The sequence below is a fragment of the Flavobacterium ajazii genome (assembly GCF_010614725.1).
GTDB classification, from domain to species: Bacteria; Bacteroidota; Bacteroidia; order Flavobacteriales; family Flavobacteriaceae; genus Flavobacterium; species Flavobacterium ajazii.
This window is the reverse complement of sequence record NZ_JAAEHL010000002.1, coordinates 489212-511084: the sequence shown is the minus strand read 5'-3', so window position 1 is coordinate 511084 and position 21873 is coordinate 489212. Positions and strand designations below refer to the sequence as shown.

The following is a 21873-nucleotide window of genomic DNA, read 5'->3' as shown; positions in this document are numbered from 1 at the left end:
GTAACAAACTTAAATAACCTTATATGACTTATATGGTTTAAAATATATGAAGAAAATAGTTTTTTTTATTTTATGTTTTTTTTCAAGTTTTTGCTTTGTCTGGAGTCAGGGCAACAAGGAGTCCGCGAAGTTTCGTAAAGAAGTTTCGCTGAATTCATCTTGGGAAACCATTGTTTTGAACCAGCTTCCGGAAAAGGAAGAAACCTTTGTGCAAAATCCAAAAGTAGATTCCCAATGGCAAAAAGTAAACGTGCCTCACAACTGGGATCAGTATTACGGTTTCCTAAGAACCAAACACGGAAATTTACACGGAACTGCCTGGTACCATAAAACATTACAACTAGACAAACAAGATAATTCCAAAAGGCTTTTCCTCTTTTTTGAAGGCGTAAGTTCCTATGCCACCGTTTGGTTAAACGGCCAAAAAGTAGGTGAACACAAAGGCGGAAGAACTACTTTTACAGTTGATATTACAAAAGCCGTTTCTTTCGAAAAAGAAAATGATATAATAGTCAAAGCATCGCATCCGTCATTCATTGCTGATTTGCCTTGGGTTTGTGGCGGATGTTCCGGAGAGTGGGGATTCTCCGAAGGCTCCCAGCCAATGGGTATTTTCAGACCCGTAACTTTAGTCGTTACTGATGATGTTCGAATAGAACCTTTCGGCGTTCATGTTTGGAATGATAAATCGACTTCCAAACAAAAAGCAGTTCTGAATATTACTACTGAAATCAAAAATTACGGGACTTCAAACAGAAATGTTACAATCGAAAACACCCTTTTTGATAAAACAGGAAAGAAAGTTGTTAGTGTAAAAACTGATGTCAAAAACACTTCAGGTGAAACTAAACAAATAGCACAATCACTTCCGGAAATTGCAAATCCAAAATTATGGTCTCCATCTAATCCGTATTTGTATGAATTGGTAACTACCATTTTTGAAAACGGAAAGAAGATTGACGAACTAAAAACACCATACGGAATCCGTTGGTTTAGCTGGCCGGTGAGCCGTGACGGAAAAGACAACCGTTTTTTCATCAACGATGAGCCCTTGTTCATCAACGGAACCTGCGAATACGAACATTTAATCGGGAACAGTCATTCGTTTTCAAATGAGCAGATTCATTCGAGAATTGAACAAATAAAAGCTGGAGGTTTCAACGCTTTCCGCGAAGCGCACCAGCCTCATAATTTAGAATACCAAAAAGAACTGGACGAAAACGGAATCTTATTCTGGAGTCAGTTTTCAGCTCATATCTGGTACGACACTCCCGAATTCAAAGAGAATTTTAAAACCTTATTACGCGAATGGATTAAGGAACGCCGAAACAGTCCGTCAGTAGTAATGTGGGGATTACAGAACGAAAGCACCATCCCAAAAGAATTTGCCGAAGAATGTACCAAAATCATTCGCGAAATGGATCCAATGTCCGCTTCACAACGCATCGTAACCACTTGCAACGGAGGCGAAGGAACCGACTGGAATGTGGTGCAAAACTGGTCAGGAACCTATGGAGGAGATCCGTTCAATTACGATGTCGAAATGAGCAAGCAATTGCTTAACGGAGAATACGGTGCCTGGCGCTCACACGACCTGCACACCGAGGGTGAATTCGATCAAAAAGGAATTTTGAGCGAAAACCGTTTCTCGCAATTAATGGAAATCAAAGTCCGCGAAGCCGAATCGGTAAAAGACAAAATTGCGGGACAGTTCAACTGGTTATTTGCCTCGCACGAAAATCCGGGTCGTTCGCAAAATGGCGAAGGATTCAGGGATATCGATAAAGTAGGACCTGTGAATTATAAAGGACTTTTCAGTATTTGGGGAGAACCTCTGGATGCGTATTATATGTACCGCGCCAATTATGTTTCGAACAAAACCAATCCAATGGTCTATATCGTTTCGCATACCTGGCAGAATCGTTGGGATGCTCCGGGAATCAAAAATGGAATCGATGTCTATTCCAATTGTGATGAGGTAGAATTGTTCAATGATGTTAATAAAACATCACTCGGAAAACTAAAAAATCCGGGATTGGGTCAGCACTTTCAGTTTAATAATGTTAATGTTCAATACAACGTTTTGTACGCCGTAGGTTATGTAAACGGAAAAGCTGTTGCAAAAGATTATATCATTTTGAACAGTCTGCCAAAAGCACCTAATTTTAACGTATTAGAAACTAAAAAAGAAACAATTTTACAACCTCAGAAAGGCTACAACTATATTTACAGAGTCAATTCCGGAGGAAGTGAAATCAAAGATTCTAACAGAAATGTTTGGAATGCTGATGTTCATAAAAGCGGAGAAAACACTTGGGGTTCTTTGTCATGGACAGATAATTTCAAACAATTGCCCGATTTTTATGCAAGCCAAAGAAGTACTTTCGACCCAATTGCAGGAACTAAAGATTGGAATTTATTCCAAAGTTTCAGATACGGAATCGACAAACTGCGTTACGAATTCCCTGCTCCGGATGGAGAATATTTGGTAGAATTGTATTTTACAGAACCATGGTACGGAACCGGAGGCGGACTCCACTGCAAAGGCTGGCGTTTGTTTGACGTAGCGATCAATGATAGTGTGGTGTTGAAAGATTTGGATATCTGGAGCGAAGTCGGACACGATTCGGCGCTAAAGAAAACTTTTGTAGTAAAAAGTAAAAATGGAAAAATTGTTATTTCTTTCCCGAATGTAAAAGCGAGTCAGGCGATTATTTCGGCAATTGCCATTGCTACCAAAGATAAGTCAGTAAAAGGAGCTTCGGCTTCGCCACGAAATATTCAGAATGTTGAAAGTAATTCAGAAACTAAAATCGGTTCCTGGCTGGATATCAATTCAAAACAATATTCAGATTCGGATGTTGTGTTTACGCAATTGCCTTCAGAAGTTTTTGGTGCCGATTATTTGCAGATTTCGTCAAAATTAAAATCTTCGGGTTCATTCGTAACCAAAGAAGATTCGGAAATTTATCTGTTTAGCAAATCAAAAGATTCAATTTCAGGTTATAAAAGAATGGAAGAAACTGCTAAAAATTCAGATAAGGTTGAATTTTCAGTATTCCATAAAAAAGTCAAAAAAGGAGAAAAAGTACTTTTTGAAAATAGTACAATAGCTGTCGTTCCAACTTACGATATGGGTGAAAAAGACGATTCAAGACCCGTTGTACTTTTAGAAGCCGAAACCGCCAAAACAACCGGCACCGGAATCGAAAAAGGCAATTTCAAAAAAGCCGATTATATCGAATTCAAGGAAAAAACAAACAACAGCATTCAGTTTGAAGTTAAGCCGGGTGTTGCCGGAATTTACCTGATGCGTTTCCGTTTTATGAACAGAAACGAAACCCCGTTAAAAGTCAAATTCAAAATGGAAGATGCCTATGGAATCATGATGCGAAATGACACGATTGAGTTTTTCCCATCAGCAGAAAAATGGAAGATACTGAATACAACTTCCGGTGGTTACATCAATGCGGGAACCTATAAAATCACGATAGAATCTGATGATATGAAAGGATTGTTGTTGGATAATTTCGAATTTCAATAAAGTCATTGCGAGGAACGAAGCAATCACAGTAGTTGCTCACGTTATGGGATTGCTTCGTTCCTCGCAATGACAAACAACATAAAAAAATAAGTTTATGAATATGCATAAAAACATTTTACGAAAAGTTGGAACATCAATACTAATGTTGCTTTTAGTTGCTTCTGCATCAGCGCAAAAAAAAGCCAGAATTGTCGAAGATTTCAATAAAAACTGGAACTTTAAATTAGGGGATCATCCACAGGCAGTCAATGCGAATTTCAGCACTTCCGATTGGAGAGCCTTGGAACTGCCGCACGACTGGAGTATCGAAGGCACATTCAATAAAGATCTTCCAACAGGAACTAAACAAGGATTTTTGCCGGCAGGAAAAGGCTGGTACCGCAAAACATTTACTTTGCCAAAAGATTGGGCAGGCAAATCGATTTCGATAGAATTTGACGGTGTTTTTAAGAACAGTGAAGTGTTTATTAATGGTCAGTCGCTGGGAATTCGTCCTAGTGGGTACATTTCCTTTGCTTATGAAATGACTCCTTATCTGCATTTCGGAAAACAAGAAAATGTTATTGCCGTAAAAGTCGATAACGATGCACAGCCCAATTCCAGATGGTACACTGGTTCCGGAATTTATAGAAATGTACGTTTGGTGGCTCTTGAAAAACTGCACGTAGCACATTGGGGAACTCATGTAACCACTCCTAAAATCAGCAAAGAAAAAGCATCGGTACATTTTGAAGTGACCGTAGAAAATAAAGCAAATACTGTAAAAGAATTCAAATTTGTTACTTCAATTGTTGATGCTAAAAACAAAGAAGTAGCCAATGCAGTGTCAACAGAAAAAATAGATGCTAATTCCAATTCTAAAAAAACACATAATCTGGAAGTGAAAAACCCAAATTTATGGGATACTGAAAATCCGTATTTGTATAAAGTCCTTACCAAAATTTACGAGAATAAAAAATTGGTTGATACTTATGAAACACCATTAGGAATTCGATTTTTCTCTTTTGATGCCAAAAAAGGATTTTCTTTAAACGGAAAACCAACCAAAATACACGGAGTCTGTCTGCATCACGACAATGGTGCTTTGGGAGCTGTAGAAAACATTCATGCCGTTCGCAGAAAACTGACTTTACTGAAAGAAATGGGCTGCAATGCCATCAGAATGTCACATAATCCGCACTCGTTGGAGATGATGCAATTGTGTGATGAAATGGGGTTCATTGTTCAGGACGAAGCATTTGATGTTTGGAAAAAAGCAAAAGTAAAGAATGATGCTCACAAAGAATGGGATAATTGGTACAAAAGAGATTTAGAAGATTTGATTTTGAGAGACCGCAACTATCCTTCGGTGATGATGTGGAGTATCGGAAACGAAATCCGTGAACAATTTGACAGCACAGGAATTGCAATTACCAGAGAATTGGCGCAAATCGTAAAAAATCTGGATACCACTCGTCCGATAACAAGTGCGTTGACAGAGAATGTTCCGGAGAAGAATTTTATTTATCAATCAGGTGCTTTGGATTTGTTAGGCTTTAATTACAAGCACGAAGATTACACAACCTTTCCAACCCGTTTCAAAGGACAGAAAATAATTGCTTCTGAAACTGTTTCTGCACTCGAAACCCGCGGACATTATGACCAGCCTTCGGATGTGGTTAAAGCCTGGCCGGTAAAATACGGAGAGAAATTTGATGGTAATGCAGATTTTACGGTTTCGGCTTACGATAATGTAAAATCATTTTGGGGTTCGACGCACGAAGAAAGCTGGAAAGCAATAAAAAACTCCGATTTCATTGCCGGTACTTTTGTTTGGACTGGTTTTGATTATATAGGCGAACCAGATCCATATCCATTTCCGGCACGCAGTTCGTATTTTGGAATCATCGATTTGGCGGGACTTCCAAAAGATGTCTATTATATGTACCAAAGTGAATGGACGAAGAAACCCGTTTTGCACATTTTTCCACACTGGAACTGGACAGCAGGGCAGGAAGTTGATGTTTGGGCGTATTACAACAATGCTGATGAAGTGGAATTATTCCTGAACGGAAAATCATTAGGCAAAAAAGCCAAACAAAACGACGATCTGCATATCTCATGGCGTGTAAAATACGAACCGGGAACGCTGAAAGCCATTTCCAGAAAAGACGGAAAAATAGTCTTGGAAAAAGAAATTCATACCGCTGGAGCAGCTTCCAAAATTGATTTGAAAGTAAATAAATCAACCATTAAAAATGATACTTACGATTTGGTTTATGTAACGGTTTCGATTCAGGACAAAGACGGAAACCTTTCGCCAAATGCCAATGACCTGATCAACTTTGAAGTTACAGGCGGAGGAAAATTAGTTGGAGTTGACAACGGTTATCAGGCGAATTTGGAGTCGTTTAAAGCGAATTCCTGCAAAGTCTATAACGGAAAATGCATCGCCATCATCCAGTCGAACGGGAAGAAAGAAAAGATTCAGTTAAAAGCCTCCACCGTAAACGGGATGTCATCTACAGTAATTGTAAAAGTAGAATAAGCACTTCAGAAAATAATTGTATTCAAAACTTCATTAGCGATAATGGAGTTTTTTTGTGGAATAATTTTGATGATTATTTGGGCATGACCACAAGGGTCGGGCTGTACATTATATCTTTTCTTTTCCTAAAGAAGGAAAAGAAAAGAATACCATTTTCATCCCTCATGCGGGAGTTGGCTTTCATGAGATATTTTAGGTTAAATTGATGTTTATTATTTGTAATAAAAATAATATTATATTTGCCTTGATAAGAAATTTTAGAAAAAAAATAGTAACATATATTAAAAAATGAGCCAATTTCCATATGAAAATTTAAGCGATGATGAATTTGAGAATTTAATAATTCGTATTTGTAAAGATATTTTAGGAATTGGTTGTAAAACATTCTCTTTAGGAAAAGATGGAGCAAAAGATAGTTGGTTTACAGGGACTGCAGATTTTTTTCCTTCTAATTCTGAACCTTGGTCTGGAAAATTTAATATACAAGCTAAACACACTAAAGTTTTAAATGCAAGTTGTGCTGATAATGATTTTTCAGTTAATAGATCTTGTATTTTAAATAAGGAAATTGAACGTCTTAATGAAGTAAAGACAATAACACCATTTGATAATTATATAATATTTACAAATAGAAAGTTGTCTGGAGGATCACATCCTATAATTATCAAGATGCTACAAGATGGAATTGGAATCGAGAATGTTGAGATTATAGGTAGAGAACAAATTGATACATATTTAACTGATTCACCTCAAATAGCGAATCAGTTTGGGTTATATAAGTTTATTACACCTCTTAGATTTTATGAGAAAGATATAAGAGAAATTATTGTAGATTTTGCAGAAAATAGTAAGTCAATATCGTCTGAGGCAAAAAGTTATCTAATAAACTTTGATTTAATTGATAAAGAGAGGAAGAATGAGTTAAATAATTTGAGTAAGGATTATTTTGATTTTATTAAAGATCATTCTTTACAATATTTTGAAGAAATTGAAAATTTCTTACGTGATCCCAAAAATGAACAATATACTAGAATGTATGCTAATACGATAAGTGATTTACAAGAGTCAATTACAATTGAAAGAAGTCGTTTTAATGAATTTGAACATGTTATTAAACATTTAGTTGATTGTGTAATAGGTGACAATGAAGATAAATTAAAAGATTATAGAAAAATAGTTCGTGTATTTATTCATTTTATGTACTTTAACTGTGATATTGGAAAAACAAAATGATAGCGCCACATAAATACCTTGATCTAAATCTCTCCCTATTAAATTTGGGAGGTGTTATTCTTAGCATAGTTAAGGAACAGGAAGTTATTAAATATGATGAATTGTTAGAAAAAGTAACTTTATCAAGAGGAATAAATGCAAAGGAGGTCTTTATCCCTGCATTAAGTTTTTTATATTTGCTTGGTAAAATTGAATATCAAAAAGATATTGACACAATAGAATACATCAAATGAAGCTGAGCCAATTATATGCAAATAAAAGTTTTAAAAATATCGTTTTTAATGATGGAATTAACCTTGTATTGGCTAAAGTTACACAAAAACTTGACCTAAATAAAGACTCACACAACTTAGGGAAATCAAGACTAATCGAGGTGATTGATTTTATGTTGTTGAGTGGTCCAAGTGGAGATGATATATTTTATAAGTACAAAGATAAATTTAAGGGCTATGTTTTTTATTTAGAGATATTATTAAACAGTGGTAAATATTTAACAATTAAGCGTTCAATTGATACTTCAACAAAAATTTCATTTAAAACTACAACTCATACGGTTAGTTTATTAAATACTAATGAATGGGATAAAGAAAATTTGGGCTTTGAAAAGGCTGTAGAAACTTTAAATGAATATCTCGGCTTTGATATTTTAGTAAATTGGTCATATAGAAAGTCTGTTACCTATTTTTTGCGTTCACAAAAAGATTATAGTGATGTATTTCAGCTTTCTAAATTTGTAGGAAAACATGAATACTGGAAACCTATGGTGTTTGATTTACTGGGCTTTAATGGAGAATTATTAACTCATAAATATGAAACTGACAATCAGATTTCTGAACAAAAAACATTTGTAAATAAAATAAAAAATCAATTCGCAGTAGATACAGAAGAATTAGATAAAATAAAAGGAGCAATTGATTTAAAATCAGCTGAACAAAAAGAATTGCAAGTGCAGATAGATAATTTTAATTTCTATCAACAAGAAAGAAAATTGAATAAAGAACTTATTGAAGAAGTCGAAAAACAAATTTCTGACTTAAACACTTTGGAATACAATTTAGAGTTTGATTTAGATAAAGCAAAACAATCATTTTCTCAAAACATTTCTTTTGATATTGATCAATTAAAAAGGATTTATGCAGATGCAGAAATATTCTTTCCTGATAATTTGGTCAAAGACTATAAGGCTTTAGAAGAATTTAATGTAAGAATTACTGAGGAAAGGAATAAATACTTAGAAGAGAAAATTGAGAAGTTGACACAAAAAATACGTGATGTTAGATTGTCAATGTTAGCATATGATAAAAAAAGAAATCAAATCTTGTCTGTTTTAAAAGACAAAAATTCTTTCAATAAATTTAAGTCATATCAAATAGATTTAACTAAAGTTGAAGGTGAAATATCTAGGCTTGATGAAAAACTAAAAAGTATTGATAAAATTTCAATTTTAAATGAAACAACAAGTTTACTTAATGAGAAGTTGGAGGTTTTGATAAAAGATATTCATTCTCAGATTTCTTCTAATGATAATAAATATTACCCTGAGATAAGAAGACTTTTTCATAATATTTTTAAATATATTTTTAATGTTCCTGCAATCATTTTTATGAAACAAAATGGCCAAGGAAATATTGATTTTAAAGTTGAAGTAACAAAAGATAATGAAGTTGATATAACAGCCGAAAGTAAAGGAAATACTTATCAAAAAATGTTGTGTATATCTTTTGATTTAGCTGTTTTAATTGCATATCATAAAAAGTCGTTTTATCGTTTTGTTTATCATGATGGTGCACTTGAAGGATTAGATAATAGAAAGAAAATAAATTTCATTAATAAAGTCAAAGAATATTGTGTAGAATATAATATGCAATATATTTTTACCTCAATTGAACATGATATTCCAGCTGAAATATTAAAAACATTTAGCACGAAAGAAATTTGTCTTGAATTAAATGATTCTGGCGATTCTGGTAAATTATTTGAGTTTAGTTTTTAATAAAAGGACTAAATTTCAACCCTCATTCCCCCTCGGTCATATCAATAGTCTTTGGATGCAAACTAACCAGCTGTAAAACAATCGCAGTAACAACTACAAATAACAGCAGTACAAAAACATGTCTCATTCCACCGTTATCAGCGGCTTTTCCTAAGAACTCGGTGATAACAGCTCCAGCTGAAATACCTACGAAATTCATAATTCCATATCCGGTAGCTCTGTAGCGGGGCGCAACAAACTGACAAAGAATAGGCATGTTGTTGGTGTCGTATATTCCGAATCCAAGTCCAAAAAGGATAGCGCCAAAAACTATCGCTGCTATGTCACAGCAGTAGCCAAATAAAAACAAGGCTGGAATGGTAAGAAACAACCCGATAGCGCTGGTGTAAATTCTTCCTTTAAGATGTTTCATCACCCATCTGTCTGAAATGGCACCACCAATTAGAACGCCAAAAAAGGAAGACATCGAAATGGTAACCGTTGCAATGGGGCCTGCCAAAGCCATGTCTAAATGTAACGTTTCGGTAAATAAGGTAGGTAACCAATTTTTGGCCGCCCAACCCGGTAAACTTGGTGAAGCGAAATAAAAGAGCAAAACCCAAAAAGAGATATTGCCGAATAAGATTCCCAATCCTTTAAACATCTGCCTGAATTCAGAGCTGACAGATGATTTTTTTGTAGCGTCAAAAAAGTAAGTTTTCTTTTCCTGTATAAAAAATATTAAAACTATACTGTAAAGCACACCGAGTAAACCTACGGAGTGAAAGCTGAAATGCCAGGAAAAATGTTTGGAAATAGTGGCTCCAAAACCACCCAGAGCCTGTCCTAAATAAATTCCCGTGGTATGAATTGCAATAGCAAAAGAGCGTGTTTTTTCCTGATGGTAATCTGCAATTAAGGATAATGCAGCCGGAATATAAAAAGCTTCACTAAAACCCATAATGCCACGCAAAATATAAATCTGATTGAAAGTTGTAGCATAACCCATCGCCATAGTTACCCCTGACCAAATAAAAAGACTAGCTATGATTATTCTTTTTCGGTTAAACCGATCCGCTATAATTCCCGAAACAGGGCTCATAAGCGCATATATCCAAAGGAAAATAGCCATTAAGAGACCGAAATTTTCAGCTTTAGCCAATTCAGGAATGTCATCCATCATCGCTGATTTCATAGTGGAAAGCATTTGTCGGTCTAAATAATTCAATAAAGCAACAAACCACAACAAGCCAACAACAATCCATGGATAGGATTTTTTTTCATTCAATTTTGCAATCATCCTTCTTTTTCAAAATAATGGGCGAATATACGAATTCAAATGCAGAGGAGAGAATTGTTTTTCCATCTGATTTGTTTGTAATGTGTGCCTGCATATATTAAAGTTAATAATAGCAGTATCTTTAACTTTGTTAACAATGCAAAATGTAAATGTTGTCAGAATAATATTCAGATGGAAACTATTATATTCGTATTGTAATCAGAATCAATTCGTAATCCAAAAAAGCTTATGACGCCTAACGACAAACAAAATGAACGCGTAGCCCAAATGACATTTGCTTCGGTTTATCCACATTATGTAGCTAAAGTGGAGAAAAAAGGCAGAACCATAACTGAATTGCATCAGATAATCGAATGGCTGACGGGATATGACGAAAAGAAATTACAGGAACTGATTGATGAAAAAATAACTTTTAAAGACTTTTTTGAAAAAGGCAGCCTCAATCCTAATGCTTCGCTCATTAAGGGCGTAATCTGCGGATATCGCATTGAGGAAATCGAGAATGTGTTAATGCGCCAGGTACGTTACTTAGATAAATTGGTAGATGAACTCGCAAAAGGCAAAAAAATGGAAAAGATTTTGCGGGTTTAATATTTTTTGACACAAAAGAAAATAGAATTAATTTTTATTTTGTTAAAATAACTCATCACATACAGCACACTGCAGGACACTTACTCCCTATAAATTCATTTATTTAGAATTTCTTAAAAATAAATTGAAGGATAATGGAAAGAGTTTTTGCGGAGTATCTTATTGAAACCCCTTATGAGGTAGAACAGGCAGCAGCAGTTTTGGCGGGTGAGCAGTCGTCAGGAACTTTTGTGTCCGTGCCGGGCGAAACAGAAGAATTGAAAAAACGCTTTGCGGCACGTGTTGAAGATATCCAATTATTAGATTTGGTTGATGAGCCATCCATTCCGGGAGGAAGTATTTACGGGAAAAAATACCAGAAAGCAAGAGTAAAAGTAAGCTGGTCGATAGAGAATTTCGGTTATAATCTGCCGGTTCTGATCAGCACTTTACAGGGAAATCTATACGAAATCACACAATTTACCGGTTTGAAACTAATGGATTTTGAACTGCCGGATTCTTTTCAAAATCATTTCAAAGGGCCAAAATTCGGAATCAAAGGTTCCAAATTATCTTGTGGTGTAACCGACAGACCGATGATTGGAACCATTATAAAACCAAGTATCGGAATGAGTGTGGAGGAAACTGCCAATTTGGTAAAATCACTTATTGATGCGGGAATCGACTTTATCAAAGACGATGAATTGATGGGATCAGCAGCTAACTCGTTTTTTGATGATCGTGTAAAAGGCATTATGAAAGTCATTCGCGACAACGAACAAAAGACAGGTAAAAAGGTAATGTATGCCTTCAATATCAGTGATGAAATTGACAAAATGCAGCGCAAATACGATTTGATTCAGCAGGAAAAAGGAAGCTGTGCGATGGTCAGCATCAATAGTGTGGGATTGGCAGGAACAAAGAAAATCTGTGATCGGGGCGAACTCGTTATCCATGGGCACAGAAACGGCTGGGGAATGCTGAACAGACATCCATTGCTGGGAATTGAATTTCCGGCTTACCAAAAGATTCAGCGTCTGGCAGGAGTAGATCAGCTACACGTCAACGGTATCCAGAATAAATTTTGGGAATCCGATGATTCAGTAGTGACTTCGATAAAATCCTGTTTAAAACCGTTTTTAGGAGGATACGAAATATTACCTGTAGTGTCTTCCGGACAATGGGGAGGACAAGCCGTAGAAACCTACAGAAGAACCCAAACCACCGATTTGCTCTATATGGCAGGAGGTGGAATTTTGGCACATCCAATGGGGCCAAAAGCCGGAGTAAATGCGTTACAGCAAGCCTGGCAGGGAGCGGTTGACGGTCTGTCTGTGGAAGAAACCGCTTTGAAATATCCTGAATTTGCCGAATCGGTAAAGAAATTTTCGAAATAATGAAGAAAGATAAATTGCTATTGGCCTATTACGGTGACGATTTCACGGGCTCTACGGATGCCCTTGAATTCCTAACGCTGGCCGGAGTGAAAACTGTTCTCTTTCTTCGAAAACCCGAACAAAAGGACTTAGATCGCTTTCCGGGAATTCAGGCCATTGGTCTGGCCGGAAAAAGCAGGTCGATGTTACCTTCGGAAATGGAAACAGAACTTTGTAATGCCTTTGAAAATCTGAAAAGTTTTGCCCCAAATCATTTTCATTATAAAGTCTGTTCCACTTTCGATTCTGCGCCACATGTGGGGAACATCGGCAAAGCAATCGAAATAGGAAGCGAAGTTTTCAATCAAAAAACCGTTTTGGTTTCGCCGTCAGCACCACATTTGGGACGATTTTGTGTTTTCGGAAATCTTTTTGCCCGAATGGGAACTATTGGCAGTGGTGAAATTTATCGTATCGATCGTCATCCATCTATGAGCAAACATCCTGTTACGCCCGCTTTGGAAGGTGATTTGACTTTGCACATGGCAAAACAAACGGAGAAATCTATAAGCCTTATCAATTTAACGACAATTGAAAAAGGGACTTTAGAAGTTCTTCAAGCGGTAGAAAATAGCAAAGCAGAAATTTTGTTTTTTGACGGTTTCAATTTAGAACATCTGAAAACCATCGGAAGTGTTTTTAACCAATTGGCAACCGAAAGAACGTTGTTTTCAGTAGGTTCATCCGGAATCGAAATGGCTTTGGGATTAGACTGGAAAGACAAAAAAGTGATTGGAAACGAAATAGCATTTGAATCAGCAGGAGAAGTTTCACCCATACTCGTTTTATCGGGAAGCTGTTCTCCGGTAACATCCGGCCAAATTGAATATGCCCTCGAAAATGGGTTTTTGGAAATCGCATTAGAAAGCAAAGCAGTGGATATTCAGAATCAGGAAGCAATTATAAAAAATACTGTTGCTCAAATTGTTGAAAATTTCAATCAGGGAAAAAGTACGGTATTGCATACTAGTACAGGTTCAAACGATTCGCGTATTGCAGAAACCGAAGCGTATTTTTCAGCCAAAGGTTTTTCGGCAAACGAGATTCAGAAACAATGCAGCAGTGTATATGGAAGTATTTTGGGACAAATAACCAATGAAGTATTAAAAGCTATTCCGTTAAAAAGAATCCTGTTCGCAGGTGGCGATACATCCAGTTATGCTGCTTCTGAATTGGATATTCTGGCGTTAGAAATGATTGCACCAATAGCGCCCGGAGCACCGCTTTGTAAGGCGATTTCGGACAGTGAATGGGTAAATGGAATAGAAATGAATTTTAAAGGCGGACAGGTAGGTACCGCCGATTATTTTATAAAAGTATTAAAAGGAGAAAAATTATGAGCGCAAAAGTTTTAGGTTTTGTACATACATCGGCAACATTGGTTCCGTTATTTCAGCAGTTAAGCAATGAATTTTTAAATGGGGCAGAAACCTTCAATATTGTAGATGACAGTCTGATAAAAGACGTAATCAAAAAAGGAAAATTAATGCCCAATACGGCTGCGAGAGTCGTAAGCCATGTTCAGGCTGCCGAAGCTGCAGGAGCCGACGTAATTTTAGTAACCTGTTCGTCTATTGGTGTTGCGATTGAAACGGCTGCGACATTAGCAACAGTTCCGGTGATTCGTGTAGATCAGGCTATGGCAGATGAAGCGGTGCAGATCAGCAATAAAATAGGAGTGATTGCCACTTTGCCAACTACTTTAGAACCAACGAGTGATTTGGTTAGAAGAAGAGCAGAGTTGGCAGGCAAAAACGCAACTATTACTTCTAAATTATGCGAAGGTGCTTTTGAAGCTTTAATGAGCGGAGAGGCGGCCAAGCATGACGAAATGGTTGCCAAAGCCCTTAAAGAATTAATGAAAGAAGTAGATGTAATTGTTCTGGCGCAGGCCTCAATGGCAAGAGTTGTCGATGGCTTAAGTGCCGAAGAAAAACTGATTCCAATTTTGGCAAGCCCGGCCATTGCCATGAAAAAACTGGCCGAGCTTTATTTCTAAAAACAATAACAGATTAATTTTTACCATATAAGTTATATAAGTTCATTTAAGCTAAACGTAAAAAAGCAACAACTTATATTGACTTATATAACTTATATGGTTTAAAATAAAAGATTTAAATAAATAACATGTTTTAATACTCATTTGTATGCGTAAATATTTTCTTTGGGCTGTTCCGATATTTTTTATTGCAGCCGGTTTAGGCTGGTTTCAGCAAACGGAAATCATCTGGAAATTAGGGTTAATCTTTGGGTTTTCGAGTATTGCCATTGGAGCAGGACATGTGAAAATATTGAGCGGTTATCAATATACCTTTTGGATTATTACCGCAGTTTGCGCCGGATTGATTTATCCTGACTTTTTCCTGCACGTAGGCAGTTTCGATATGCGCAACAAATGGCTTATTTTGATTATCATTCAATTGGTAATGTTCGGAATGGGAACGCAGATGAGTATCGAGGATTTCACAGGTATTCGAAAATCGGGCAAGGGCGTTCTTATTGGCCTGCTCGGACATTTTACCATCATGCCGGTTATGGGTTTTTTAATCGCTAAAACATTTGGTTTCGAACCCGAAATCGCGGCAGGAATCATTCTTATAGGATCTTGCAGCAGCGGATTGGCTTCGAATGTGATGACGTATATTGCTAAAGGAAACCTGGTTTTATCTGTAACCGTAACCGCAATGTCCACTTTGGCAGCACCAATTATGACTCCGTTTTTGATGAAAATATTTGCAGGAACTCTCGTTGAGGTACATTTTTTCAATATGATGATGGAAATTATTAAAATCGTCCTTGTGCCTTTGGCGGCAGCCATGATTCATGATATTTTAAAGACCTACGGAGTTGTTGCAAAAAGAAGAATCTATGTTTTGACTATCATATCAACTATTTGGCTGGCTATCATTGTATTCATCGGTAATTCATTCGCAATTGAAGAAGATACATCATTAGCCCATATTTTAGAAATCATCAATTTCAGCTGTGGTGCTTTTATCGTTGGAACATTGTATCATTTATTGTATAAGGTATATCCAAAAATTGATGTCATTATGCCGTATTTCTCGATGTTCGGAATCATCTATTTTACGTTGGTGACCACCGCTGCAGGAAGAGATAATTTAATTCAGATCGGATTTTTGCTTTTCCTTGCCTCGGTACTGCACAACGGAGCGGGTTATTTTTTTGGTTATTGGCTCAGCAGATTAAGTGGTCTCGACAAAAAGAGCAGTCAGACCATTGCTTTCGAAGTGGGGCTTCAAAACGGCGGAATGGCTTCCGGATTGGCAGGGGCGATGGGCAAGCTGGCAACAGTTGGTCTGGCTTCAGCGGTATTCAGCCCCTGGATGAATGTTTCGGGCTCTCTACTTGCTAATTATTGGCGAAAAATAGGTAATCCCGAAGATGAAACCACTCCCGATACACATTAGAAAATCACAACTCCATTTTACCAATGGAGTTTTTTTATAAAATTCAGCTTTATAATTTGGGCATAAGCTTGTCCGGATGGCTATCGGGAGGCTGTCCATTATATTCCCGATTAACAAAAACTATGGCAAAAGTCTTGTTTTTCTAAATCGGGAGATGCCATTCCCATCCTTATGCAGATTGGTTTTCAGTAGAAAATTTGGGTTGAACTAAGTGTTTATAATTTGTAATAAAAATAATGCTATATTCGTAAAGAAATATATTGATACAGGTAGTTTTAAGAGGATAAGTTTGTTAATAGATACGCAACTAAATGCTTTGATTTCCATCTATATAGATGAAATATAAAATCAAAAAATTATGAAAACCAAAATTTACTTAATTGCATTAGTATTAATAAGCAGTTTAATGTTGTCCTGTTCATCAGACGATGAATTAAACCATCAAAATGATTTCGAAAAAAGCCAAAGTGCCTGGTTAGATTTTAAAAAATCTTCAAATAATTCATATAAGTATGTTGTATCGGGTGGTACTGTTTTTTCGGCATATGGTTGGGAAACTACAATAACAGTGTCAAATGGAAAAGTAATTCAGCGGCATTTTAAATACACCGGAAATACTGAAAATATTCCTGATAGCATACCATTAGAATGGACTGAAGAAGAAAGTGAAATAAACAGTTATGAGAATTCACCAGCTGCAGAAGCTCTAACAGTAGATCAAATCTATAGTAAAGCAGAAAAGGAATGGCTGATTAAAAGAAAAGATGTAACAGTGTATTTTGAAGCAAAAAACAATGGGCTAATCTCGTCTTGTGGTTATGTTCCTAAAGGATGTATGGACGATTGTTTTTTTGGAATTAGAATAAAAAGCATACAATCTTATAATCCTAAATAATTAAATAAATAAAATGAAAAAAATCAGTATTGCCCTGTTGGGAATTTTAGCAGTAATTTTAGTCGGCTGCAGTGGTTCGGATACCTATCGTGGTTCATGGAAAGCTACAGATGCCAAAGGTGAAAAATTCGAATTGTTTTTTAATGCAAAAGACTTTACGGTTAGAAACAGTTCCGGTAAAAAAGAAAAGTTTGAATACAGCCAGAATTCTGTGCAAATTGAAAACTCTGTGTCGACTTACGGAATCCAACTGGCAGACGGAAGGAGTTATCAAATTAATTTCCCTAAATCAGATGATGAAAGTATGGGATTGATCAAAGATGGAAACGGAACTCCTCTGTATGTAATCAGTAGAAAAGGCTATCTTAAATACGAAGATATTTTTAAACTCAATTAAAAGGTGTTGATTATAGAATGCATAGTTCATGAAAGTTTGAAAGTATAAGTGAATACAAAGAAAAACTGTAATTTGATTGTTATTGTGTAAATAATTGATTTTAAGTATTTTGGATTTGTTTTTTTTGTAACTTGTTTCGTGTTTAACCTAATAATCAAAAAATCATGAAAAAATCTAACTTATTTATCTATGGGATTTTATTATTTGCCGTGTTAATGGTTTCATGTCATAAAAAACGTGACAGATTGGTTAATTCCTGGAAAATTACCGCTGTAGAACCAAAATTACCGCTTTCAGATTCTGCAAAAAGTGCAATTCTGGCTAACGGAATGTTGACATTTACAGAAGACGGACATGTAACAGGGTTCTTGCAGAGAGAAATAACAGATGGTACTTATGCTTTAACAAAAGGAGGGAAGAGCCTTGTAATTAAAGATGAAACAGGAACGCCCTATCCTTGCGAAAGTACAATAACAGAAGATAAATTGATACTGGAAAGCAAAGAGATGAAAATCACACTGGACAAAATATAGTACTGAAATTTTAAGCAGGAAACTCCATTTTTTTAATGGAGTTTTTTTATGGATATAAATGCTGTTTTTTTTAGTTAACTATTTGAAAGTTGAAATGTTGATTTAGGATTTGTAAATTACAGAGAAAATACTTTTAGAAGCTTTGCTTTTTTTAAAAGTTGCAGGCAGCTAAATAATGCAAAAAAAAACTCCTTAATTTCTTAAGGAGTTTGTTGGTGGGCGATGAGGGATTAGAACTTAATCCTCAATGCGTTGATATATAGCAAAATATATTAGTCTAAAACATAAGGGTCTCGATTTTGCTCCTTAAACAGATACAAATATCACTAAATCTTATAATGTAAATTTACTGATTAATAAGGTATTGACCAAATGTATCTACAATTAATTCATACTAAAAAATGAACTAGTTATTAAACTAGTTGGGTATTCTAGGGAAATTTATTCTCTATTTTTTGGTTTCTTCTTTTCATCCAAAAATTAGCGGTTCTACTTGTTCAATTTTCAAACCTGCATACAGGCAGAACTCCTCAATGGTTACTAACTCATTTTCAAGCTTATTAAAGCTCTTTCTAGTAGCTTGTAACATTCTAGCACTTTGTCTGTAACTCTTGCCTGTGATGCGCTCAATGTCTTTTGGATAGATGCATATTCTCTTAATTTGCATTTTCATACTCTATCTATAGCTTTGAGTAGGCTATGCTATACTTCTGATAGCTTGCTACTCTTTTTAAAACTAGTGCAATTTAATCATTATTTTAAGACGGTTAATAATGATTATTGATGCTCTATTGAGTCATTTGTGTCGTTTTAGGACATATCGGACACCTGCCCCTTTTTATTGTTCTGAAATAGCTTAAAATTTGTTTCGAAATCAATCGGAAGATGTTGCAACGGAAAGATGATTTAGAATAATTATTAATCTAAATTTTAGGAATTATGGCAAGACAAAAAGGCATAATTAAATTAAAAGGTACTATCGGAGATATTACTTTTTACAAAACCAAAGATGGTCATTTGGCACGTGAAAAAGGTGGCATCGATGCGAGCAGAATTGCGAGCGATCCTGCGTTTCAAAGAACACGTGAAAATGGTTCTGAATTTGGTCGAGCGGGAAAAGCTGGGAAGATTTTGAGAACAGCATTTAGAGCCTTGCTTTTGAATTCTGCGGACAGCAGAATGGTTAGTCGTTTGACGCAGCAAATGGTTAAAGTTATCCAAGCTGACACCACTAGTGTTAGAGGATTGCGAAATATAATTGATGGCGAAGCCGAACTTTTAGCAGGTTTTGAATTCAATATTGGTGGAAAACTAGGGACAACCTTGTTCGCTCCTTTTGTGGCAACTATCAACCGGGTAACGGGTGATATTATTGTTGATTTAGCTTCATTTGTTCCTTCGAATATGATTGCTGCACCTAGCGGAACCACTCATTATAAAGTTATTTCTGCTGGTGCAGAAATTGATTTTGAAGCTGAAACTTTTGTTGCTACAAATTCAGAAACGGCTATTTTGCCTTGGGACATCAATCCTTCGGTTGCTATTAATCATTCAAATCCTGTAACTCCTGCCAGTACCAAACCTCTGTTTTTAGCTTTGGGAGTGGAGTTTTACCAAGAGGTAAATGGTCAAATGTATGCCTTGAAAAATGGCTCTTACAATCCATTATCAATTGTGAAGGTAGATAGCGGAGTATAATGATTCTCTTGATAACTAGAACTTATTTCCCTGATGGAACGAATGGTAAACTCGAATACGAGGGTAAATTCATCTGTAATACCATTGAATTGCCTTGGAAAAATAACGAAACGAAAGTTTCCTGCATTCCGGAAAGGAAATATTTTATAAAAAAGCGATACAGCAAGAAGTTTCAATGGCATTTGGAAATAATTAATGTAAAAAATAGAAGTTTGATTCTATTCCATCCTGCCAATAATGCTTTGAGAGAATTGAATGGTTGTATTGCTCCAGTAACGAAACTTTCTGGACCAGGTTTAGGGCTGATGTCTCGAAAAGCTTTTGCCAAATTAAAAGAATTGGTTTATAAAGCTTTGGATAAAGGCGAAAGTATTGAATTGATTGTTAAATCTTAAATTCATTAATTTATGAATGTAATAAAAAGAGCAAAAGCTCCAACTCCAAAATTTTTCAAAGTGCTTCGAAATATTGGTTTAGCATTGGCCGCCGTTGGCGGAACAATTTTGGCTGCACCGGTTACTTTGCCAGTTATTGTTACTTCGGCAGCAGGTTATTTGGCGGTTGCTGGAGGTGTTATTTCGGCAGTTAGTCAATTGACAACCGAAAAAGCCGATGGAACACAGTAATTCGACTGTAATTGGTACCGCTGGCGGTACATTTTTGAGTGTTTTGCCGAACTTACATTCGGAAGATGTACTGAAAACTATAATTCTTGCCACACTTGGGGCGATTGTCAGTTTTACAATATCTTTTGTACTCAAAATTTTCATTAAGAAGCACAAAAAATAGTCTAATTCTAGTTGTGGTGACCTTTGGATTAGACATTAATGAAGCCCAAACCGCAAGGAATGGGCTTTTTTTGTGGCTAAAAATTAAACTTCTTCAAATAGATTAAGTGTAACTTCTAAAACTACCACTTCTGAATTGTGATTGTATAATTCTTGCCATTTTGCGCCGTCAATAGCTTTGGCTCTGGTGCCGAAAACTCCAAAACACACTCTTGATGCTTTGGATTTCCAATTGTCTGTTTGGTACAAAATAAATAGTTTCATAAGTTTTGATTTGAGTTCATAATTATTTTCTGCAATACCTGTATAAAATGGTTTTGCGTAAGTCACTGATAAGGTTGATGTTCTCGTGAAATTGTTTCTCTTTTTTCTCCAAAAGCTTGAGAGCTGCGATATTTTTTTGATGTTCTTCGTGTTCTTGCATTATTAAACGAGCCTTTGGATTGAATTCTTTTGAGAAATCTGGAAGGCGTAAAAATGGAATAACAGAACCTACTAAATATGGATGCCAAAATTTAGTTTGCCATAAACTATATGCAACAAAATAGATGTTTTCACAATCTTCCTCGTTTTGAAAAATGACCACAAAACTGTTTGTAAATGGTTCTTTTTGTGGTTTACCGCTGTTCATTCCTTTGTTAAGTATGAATAAATGAGGTTTGGTGTACAACGTATCTTTTTGGTGTGTTTTGATGATGAAATTGGGCATACTTTCGGATTTAAAAATTTGATATATTTTCATTTTTTTAATTTTCTCTTTAAAAACCGAGTGTTCCTCGCTACGCTCCGCACCCATTAAATTTTTTGAAAAGAAAAAAAAGAAAAAAAAAGAAAGTCATCTTCTCAAGTGGAGGTTTCAAGAAAAGCAAGTTTTTTCAAAAAAATACTACCCGGCTTTTTACGATAAAGTTGTTCGGAATTGGAATTTTGATTCTAGTCAAATGTTGATGCGAGCGAAAATGTAGGGTGGAGATTTTATTGAAAACCCGTAGGGCTTGAACTTGATTTTCTTGAAACCGGAACTTACCTTTACTTTCTTTTTATTTATTTTTTTATTTTTCTCGTGACCGATAGACTTCTTATGAAATGAGATCTAAAAAAGTTGATTCGAAAGATTGAAGTTCTACAGAAAGGGTATGAATTTTCAAAACAGAAAAAAGAGATATAAAAATCCATTCCAATTATTTTTCTGGTTTGAAAATTCATACTCTTTCCTGGACTTGATTTTGTGGGTATTGAAAATCACTTTTTGGAAATTTTTCTGATTATCGTAAATGTTGTAAAGTGATTTTCAATACTTACAAAAACAATGAAAAGATAATTCCTAGTGTGATGAGGCAGTCGCGCAGGCAAGTGTGTGATTTTTTATTTGCTTACTGGGGGTGTTTCTAATTGTTTTTATGATGGCTTGATGCCACAAACGTTCTTGGGATTATTAAATTATCGGTTACCAAAGAATGTGCTATGAAATTGCTATGGCATCTTGGCCATCGTGAAAACAATTACTTTGATAGTTATGGCAAATAAAAAATCACACTCTTGCTGGCAT

Annotated in this window: 19 protein-coding genes; 16 read left to right on the top strand and 3 right to left on the bottom strand. The window is 35.7% G+C overall.

What is annotated here, in order from left to right; all coding sequences use genetic code 11:
* The first annotated feature begins 46 nt into the window (after positions 1–46).
* The 5 genes from GWR14_RS05035 to GWR14_RS05015 all read left to right on the top strand — a co-directional run bounded on the left by GWR14_RS05035 (position 47) and on the right by GWR14_RS05015 (position 9297).
* A complete protein-coding gene (locus GWR14_RS05035; protein WP_163407939.1) occupies positions 47–3544 on the top strand; it encodes a malectin domain-containing carbohydrate-binding protein in 3498 nt (1165 codons plus the stop codon).
* Between the two features lie 94 nt (positions 3545–3638).
* Positions 3639–6071, top strand: a complete 2433-nt coding sequence (locus tag GWR14_RS05030) for a sugar-binding domain-containing protein (protein WP_163407937.1) — start codon at positions 3639–3641, stop codon at positions 6069–6071.
* Between the two features lie 288 nt (positions 6072–6359).
* Positions 6360–7304, top strand: a complete 945-nt coding sequence (locus tag GWR14_RS05025) for an ABC-three component system protein (protein ID WP_163407935.1) — start codon at positions 6360–6362, stop codon at positions 7302–7304.
* The gene (locus GWR14_RS05020) at positions 7301–7537 is read left to right on the top strand and encodes an ABC-three component system middle component 8 (protein WP_163407934.1); all 237 of its coding nucleotides are present in this window, start codon (positions 7301–7303) and stop codon (positions 7535–7537) included. Before GWR14_RS05025 ends, GWR14_RS05020 begins: the two co-directional genes overlap by 4 nt.
* Positions 7534–9297, top strand: coding sequence for a DUF2326 domain-containing protein (locus GWR14_RS05015; protein ID WP_163407932.1), 1764 nt, complete (start codon positions 7534–7536; stop codon positions 9295–9297). Before GWR14_RS05020 ends, GWR14_RS05015 begins: the two co-directional genes overlap by 4 nt.
* Positions 9298–9319: 22 nt before the next feature.
* Here GWR14_RS05015 and GWR14_RS05010 read toward each other — a convergent pair whose 3' ends face one another.
* Entirely contained in the window at positions 9320–10576 is a 1257-nt protein-coding gene (locus GWR14_RS05010) for an MFS transporter (protein ID WP_163407931.1), read from the bottom strand.
* Between the two features lie 228 nt (positions 10577–10804).
* On the opposite strand from GWR14_RS05010, the gene GWR14_RS05005 reads away from it, so the two are divergent.
* The 11 genes from GWR14_RS05005 to GWR14_RS04955 all read left to right on the top strand — a co-directional run bounded on the left by GWR14_RS05005 (position 10805) and on the right by GWR14_RS04955 (position 20162).
* Positions 10805–11167: a DUF2200 domain-containing protein gene (locus GWR14_RS05005; protein ID WP_163407929.1), complete on the top strand. Its 363-nt coding sequence runs from the start codon at positions 10805–10807 to the stop codon at positions 11165–11167.
* Positions 11168–11301: 134 nt separating this feature from the next.
* Entirely contained in the window at positions 11302–12543 is a 1242-nt protein-coding gene (locus GWR14_RS05000; RefSeq protein ID WP_163407928.1) for a ribulose-bisphosphate carboxylase large subunit family protein, read from the top strand.
* Positions 12543–13922 (top strand): four-carbon acid sugar kinase family protein, encoded by a 1380-nt coding sequence (locus GWR14_RS04995; protein ID WP_163407926.1) that lies wholly within the window; start codon positions 12543–12545, stop codon positions 13920–13922. The genes GWR14_RS05000 and GWR14_RS04995 overlap by 1 nt, the downstream gene beginning before the upstream one ends.
* Positions 13919–14581, top strand: coding sequence for an aspartate/glutamate racemase family protein (locus GWR14_RS04990; protein WP_163407923.1), 663 nt, complete (start codon positions 13919–13921; stop codon positions 14579–14581). Before GWR14_RS04995 ends, GWR14_RS04990 begins: the two co-directional genes overlap by 4 nt.
* A 148-nt stretch (positions 14582–14729) precedes the next feature.
* Positions 14730–16013, top strand: a complete 1284-nt coding sequence (locus GWR14_RS04985; protein ID WP_163407921.1) for a bile acid:sodium symporter family protein — start codon at positions 14730–14732, stop codon at positions 16011–16013.
* Positions 16014–16371: 358 nt separating this feature from the next.
* Positions 16372–16908 (top strand): hypothetical protein, encoded by a 537-nt coding sequence (locus GWR14_RS04980; protein ID WP_223150960.1) that lies wholly within the window; start codon positions 16372–16374, stop codon positions 16906–16908.
* 13 nt (positions 16909–16921) lie between these two features.
* Positions 16922–17305 carry a hypothetical protein gene (locus tag GWR14_RS04975; RefSeq protein WP_163407920.1) on the top strand — a complete coding sequence of 128 codons (384 nt, stop codon included), beginning with the start codon at positions 16922–16924 and terminating at the stop codon, positions 17303–17305.
* Positions 17306–17469: 164 nt separating this feature from the next.
* On the top strand, positions 17470–17838 hold the full coding sequence (locus tag GWR14_RS04970; protein ID WP_163407918.1) for a hypothetical protein: 369 nt from the start codon (positions 17470–17472) through the stop codon (positions 17836–17838).
* A 939-nt stretch (positions 17839–18777) separates the two neighbouring features.
* Positions 18778–19536: a hypothetical protein gene (locus GWR14_RS04965; RefSeq protein WP_163407916.1), complete on the top strand. Its 759-nt coding sequence runs from the start codon at positions 18778–18780 to the stop codon at positions 19534–19536.
* Positions 19536–19931, top strand: coding sequence for a DUF5675 family protein (locus GWR14_RS04960; protein ID WP_163407915.1), 396 nt, complete (start codon positions 19536–19538; stop codon positions 19929–19931). The genes GWR14_RS04965 and GWR14_RS04960 overlap by 1 nt, the downstream gene beginning before the upstream one ends.
* 12 nt (positions 19932–19943) lie before the next feature.
* A complete protein-coding gene (locus GWR14_RS04955; RefSeq protein ID WP_163407914.1) occupies positions 19944–20162 on the top strand; it encodes a hypothetical protein in 219 nt (72 codons plus the stop codon).
* A 246-nt stretch (positions 20163–20408) separates the two neighbouring features.
* Here GWR14_RS04955 and GWR14_RS04950 read toward each other — a convergent pair whose 3' ends face one another.
* Entirely contained in the window at positions 20409–20588 is a 180-nt protein-coding gene (locus GWR14_RS04950) for a hypothetical protein (protein ID WP_163407913.1), read from the bottom strand.
* Between the two features lie 22 nt (positions 20589–20610).
* Positions 20611–21066, bottom strand: a complete 456-nt coding sequence (locus GWR14_RS04945; protein ID WP_246236281.1) for a DUF6943 family protein — start codon at positions 21064–21066, stop codon at positions 20611–20613.
* Between the last annotated feature and the right edge of the window lie 807 nt (positions 21067–21873).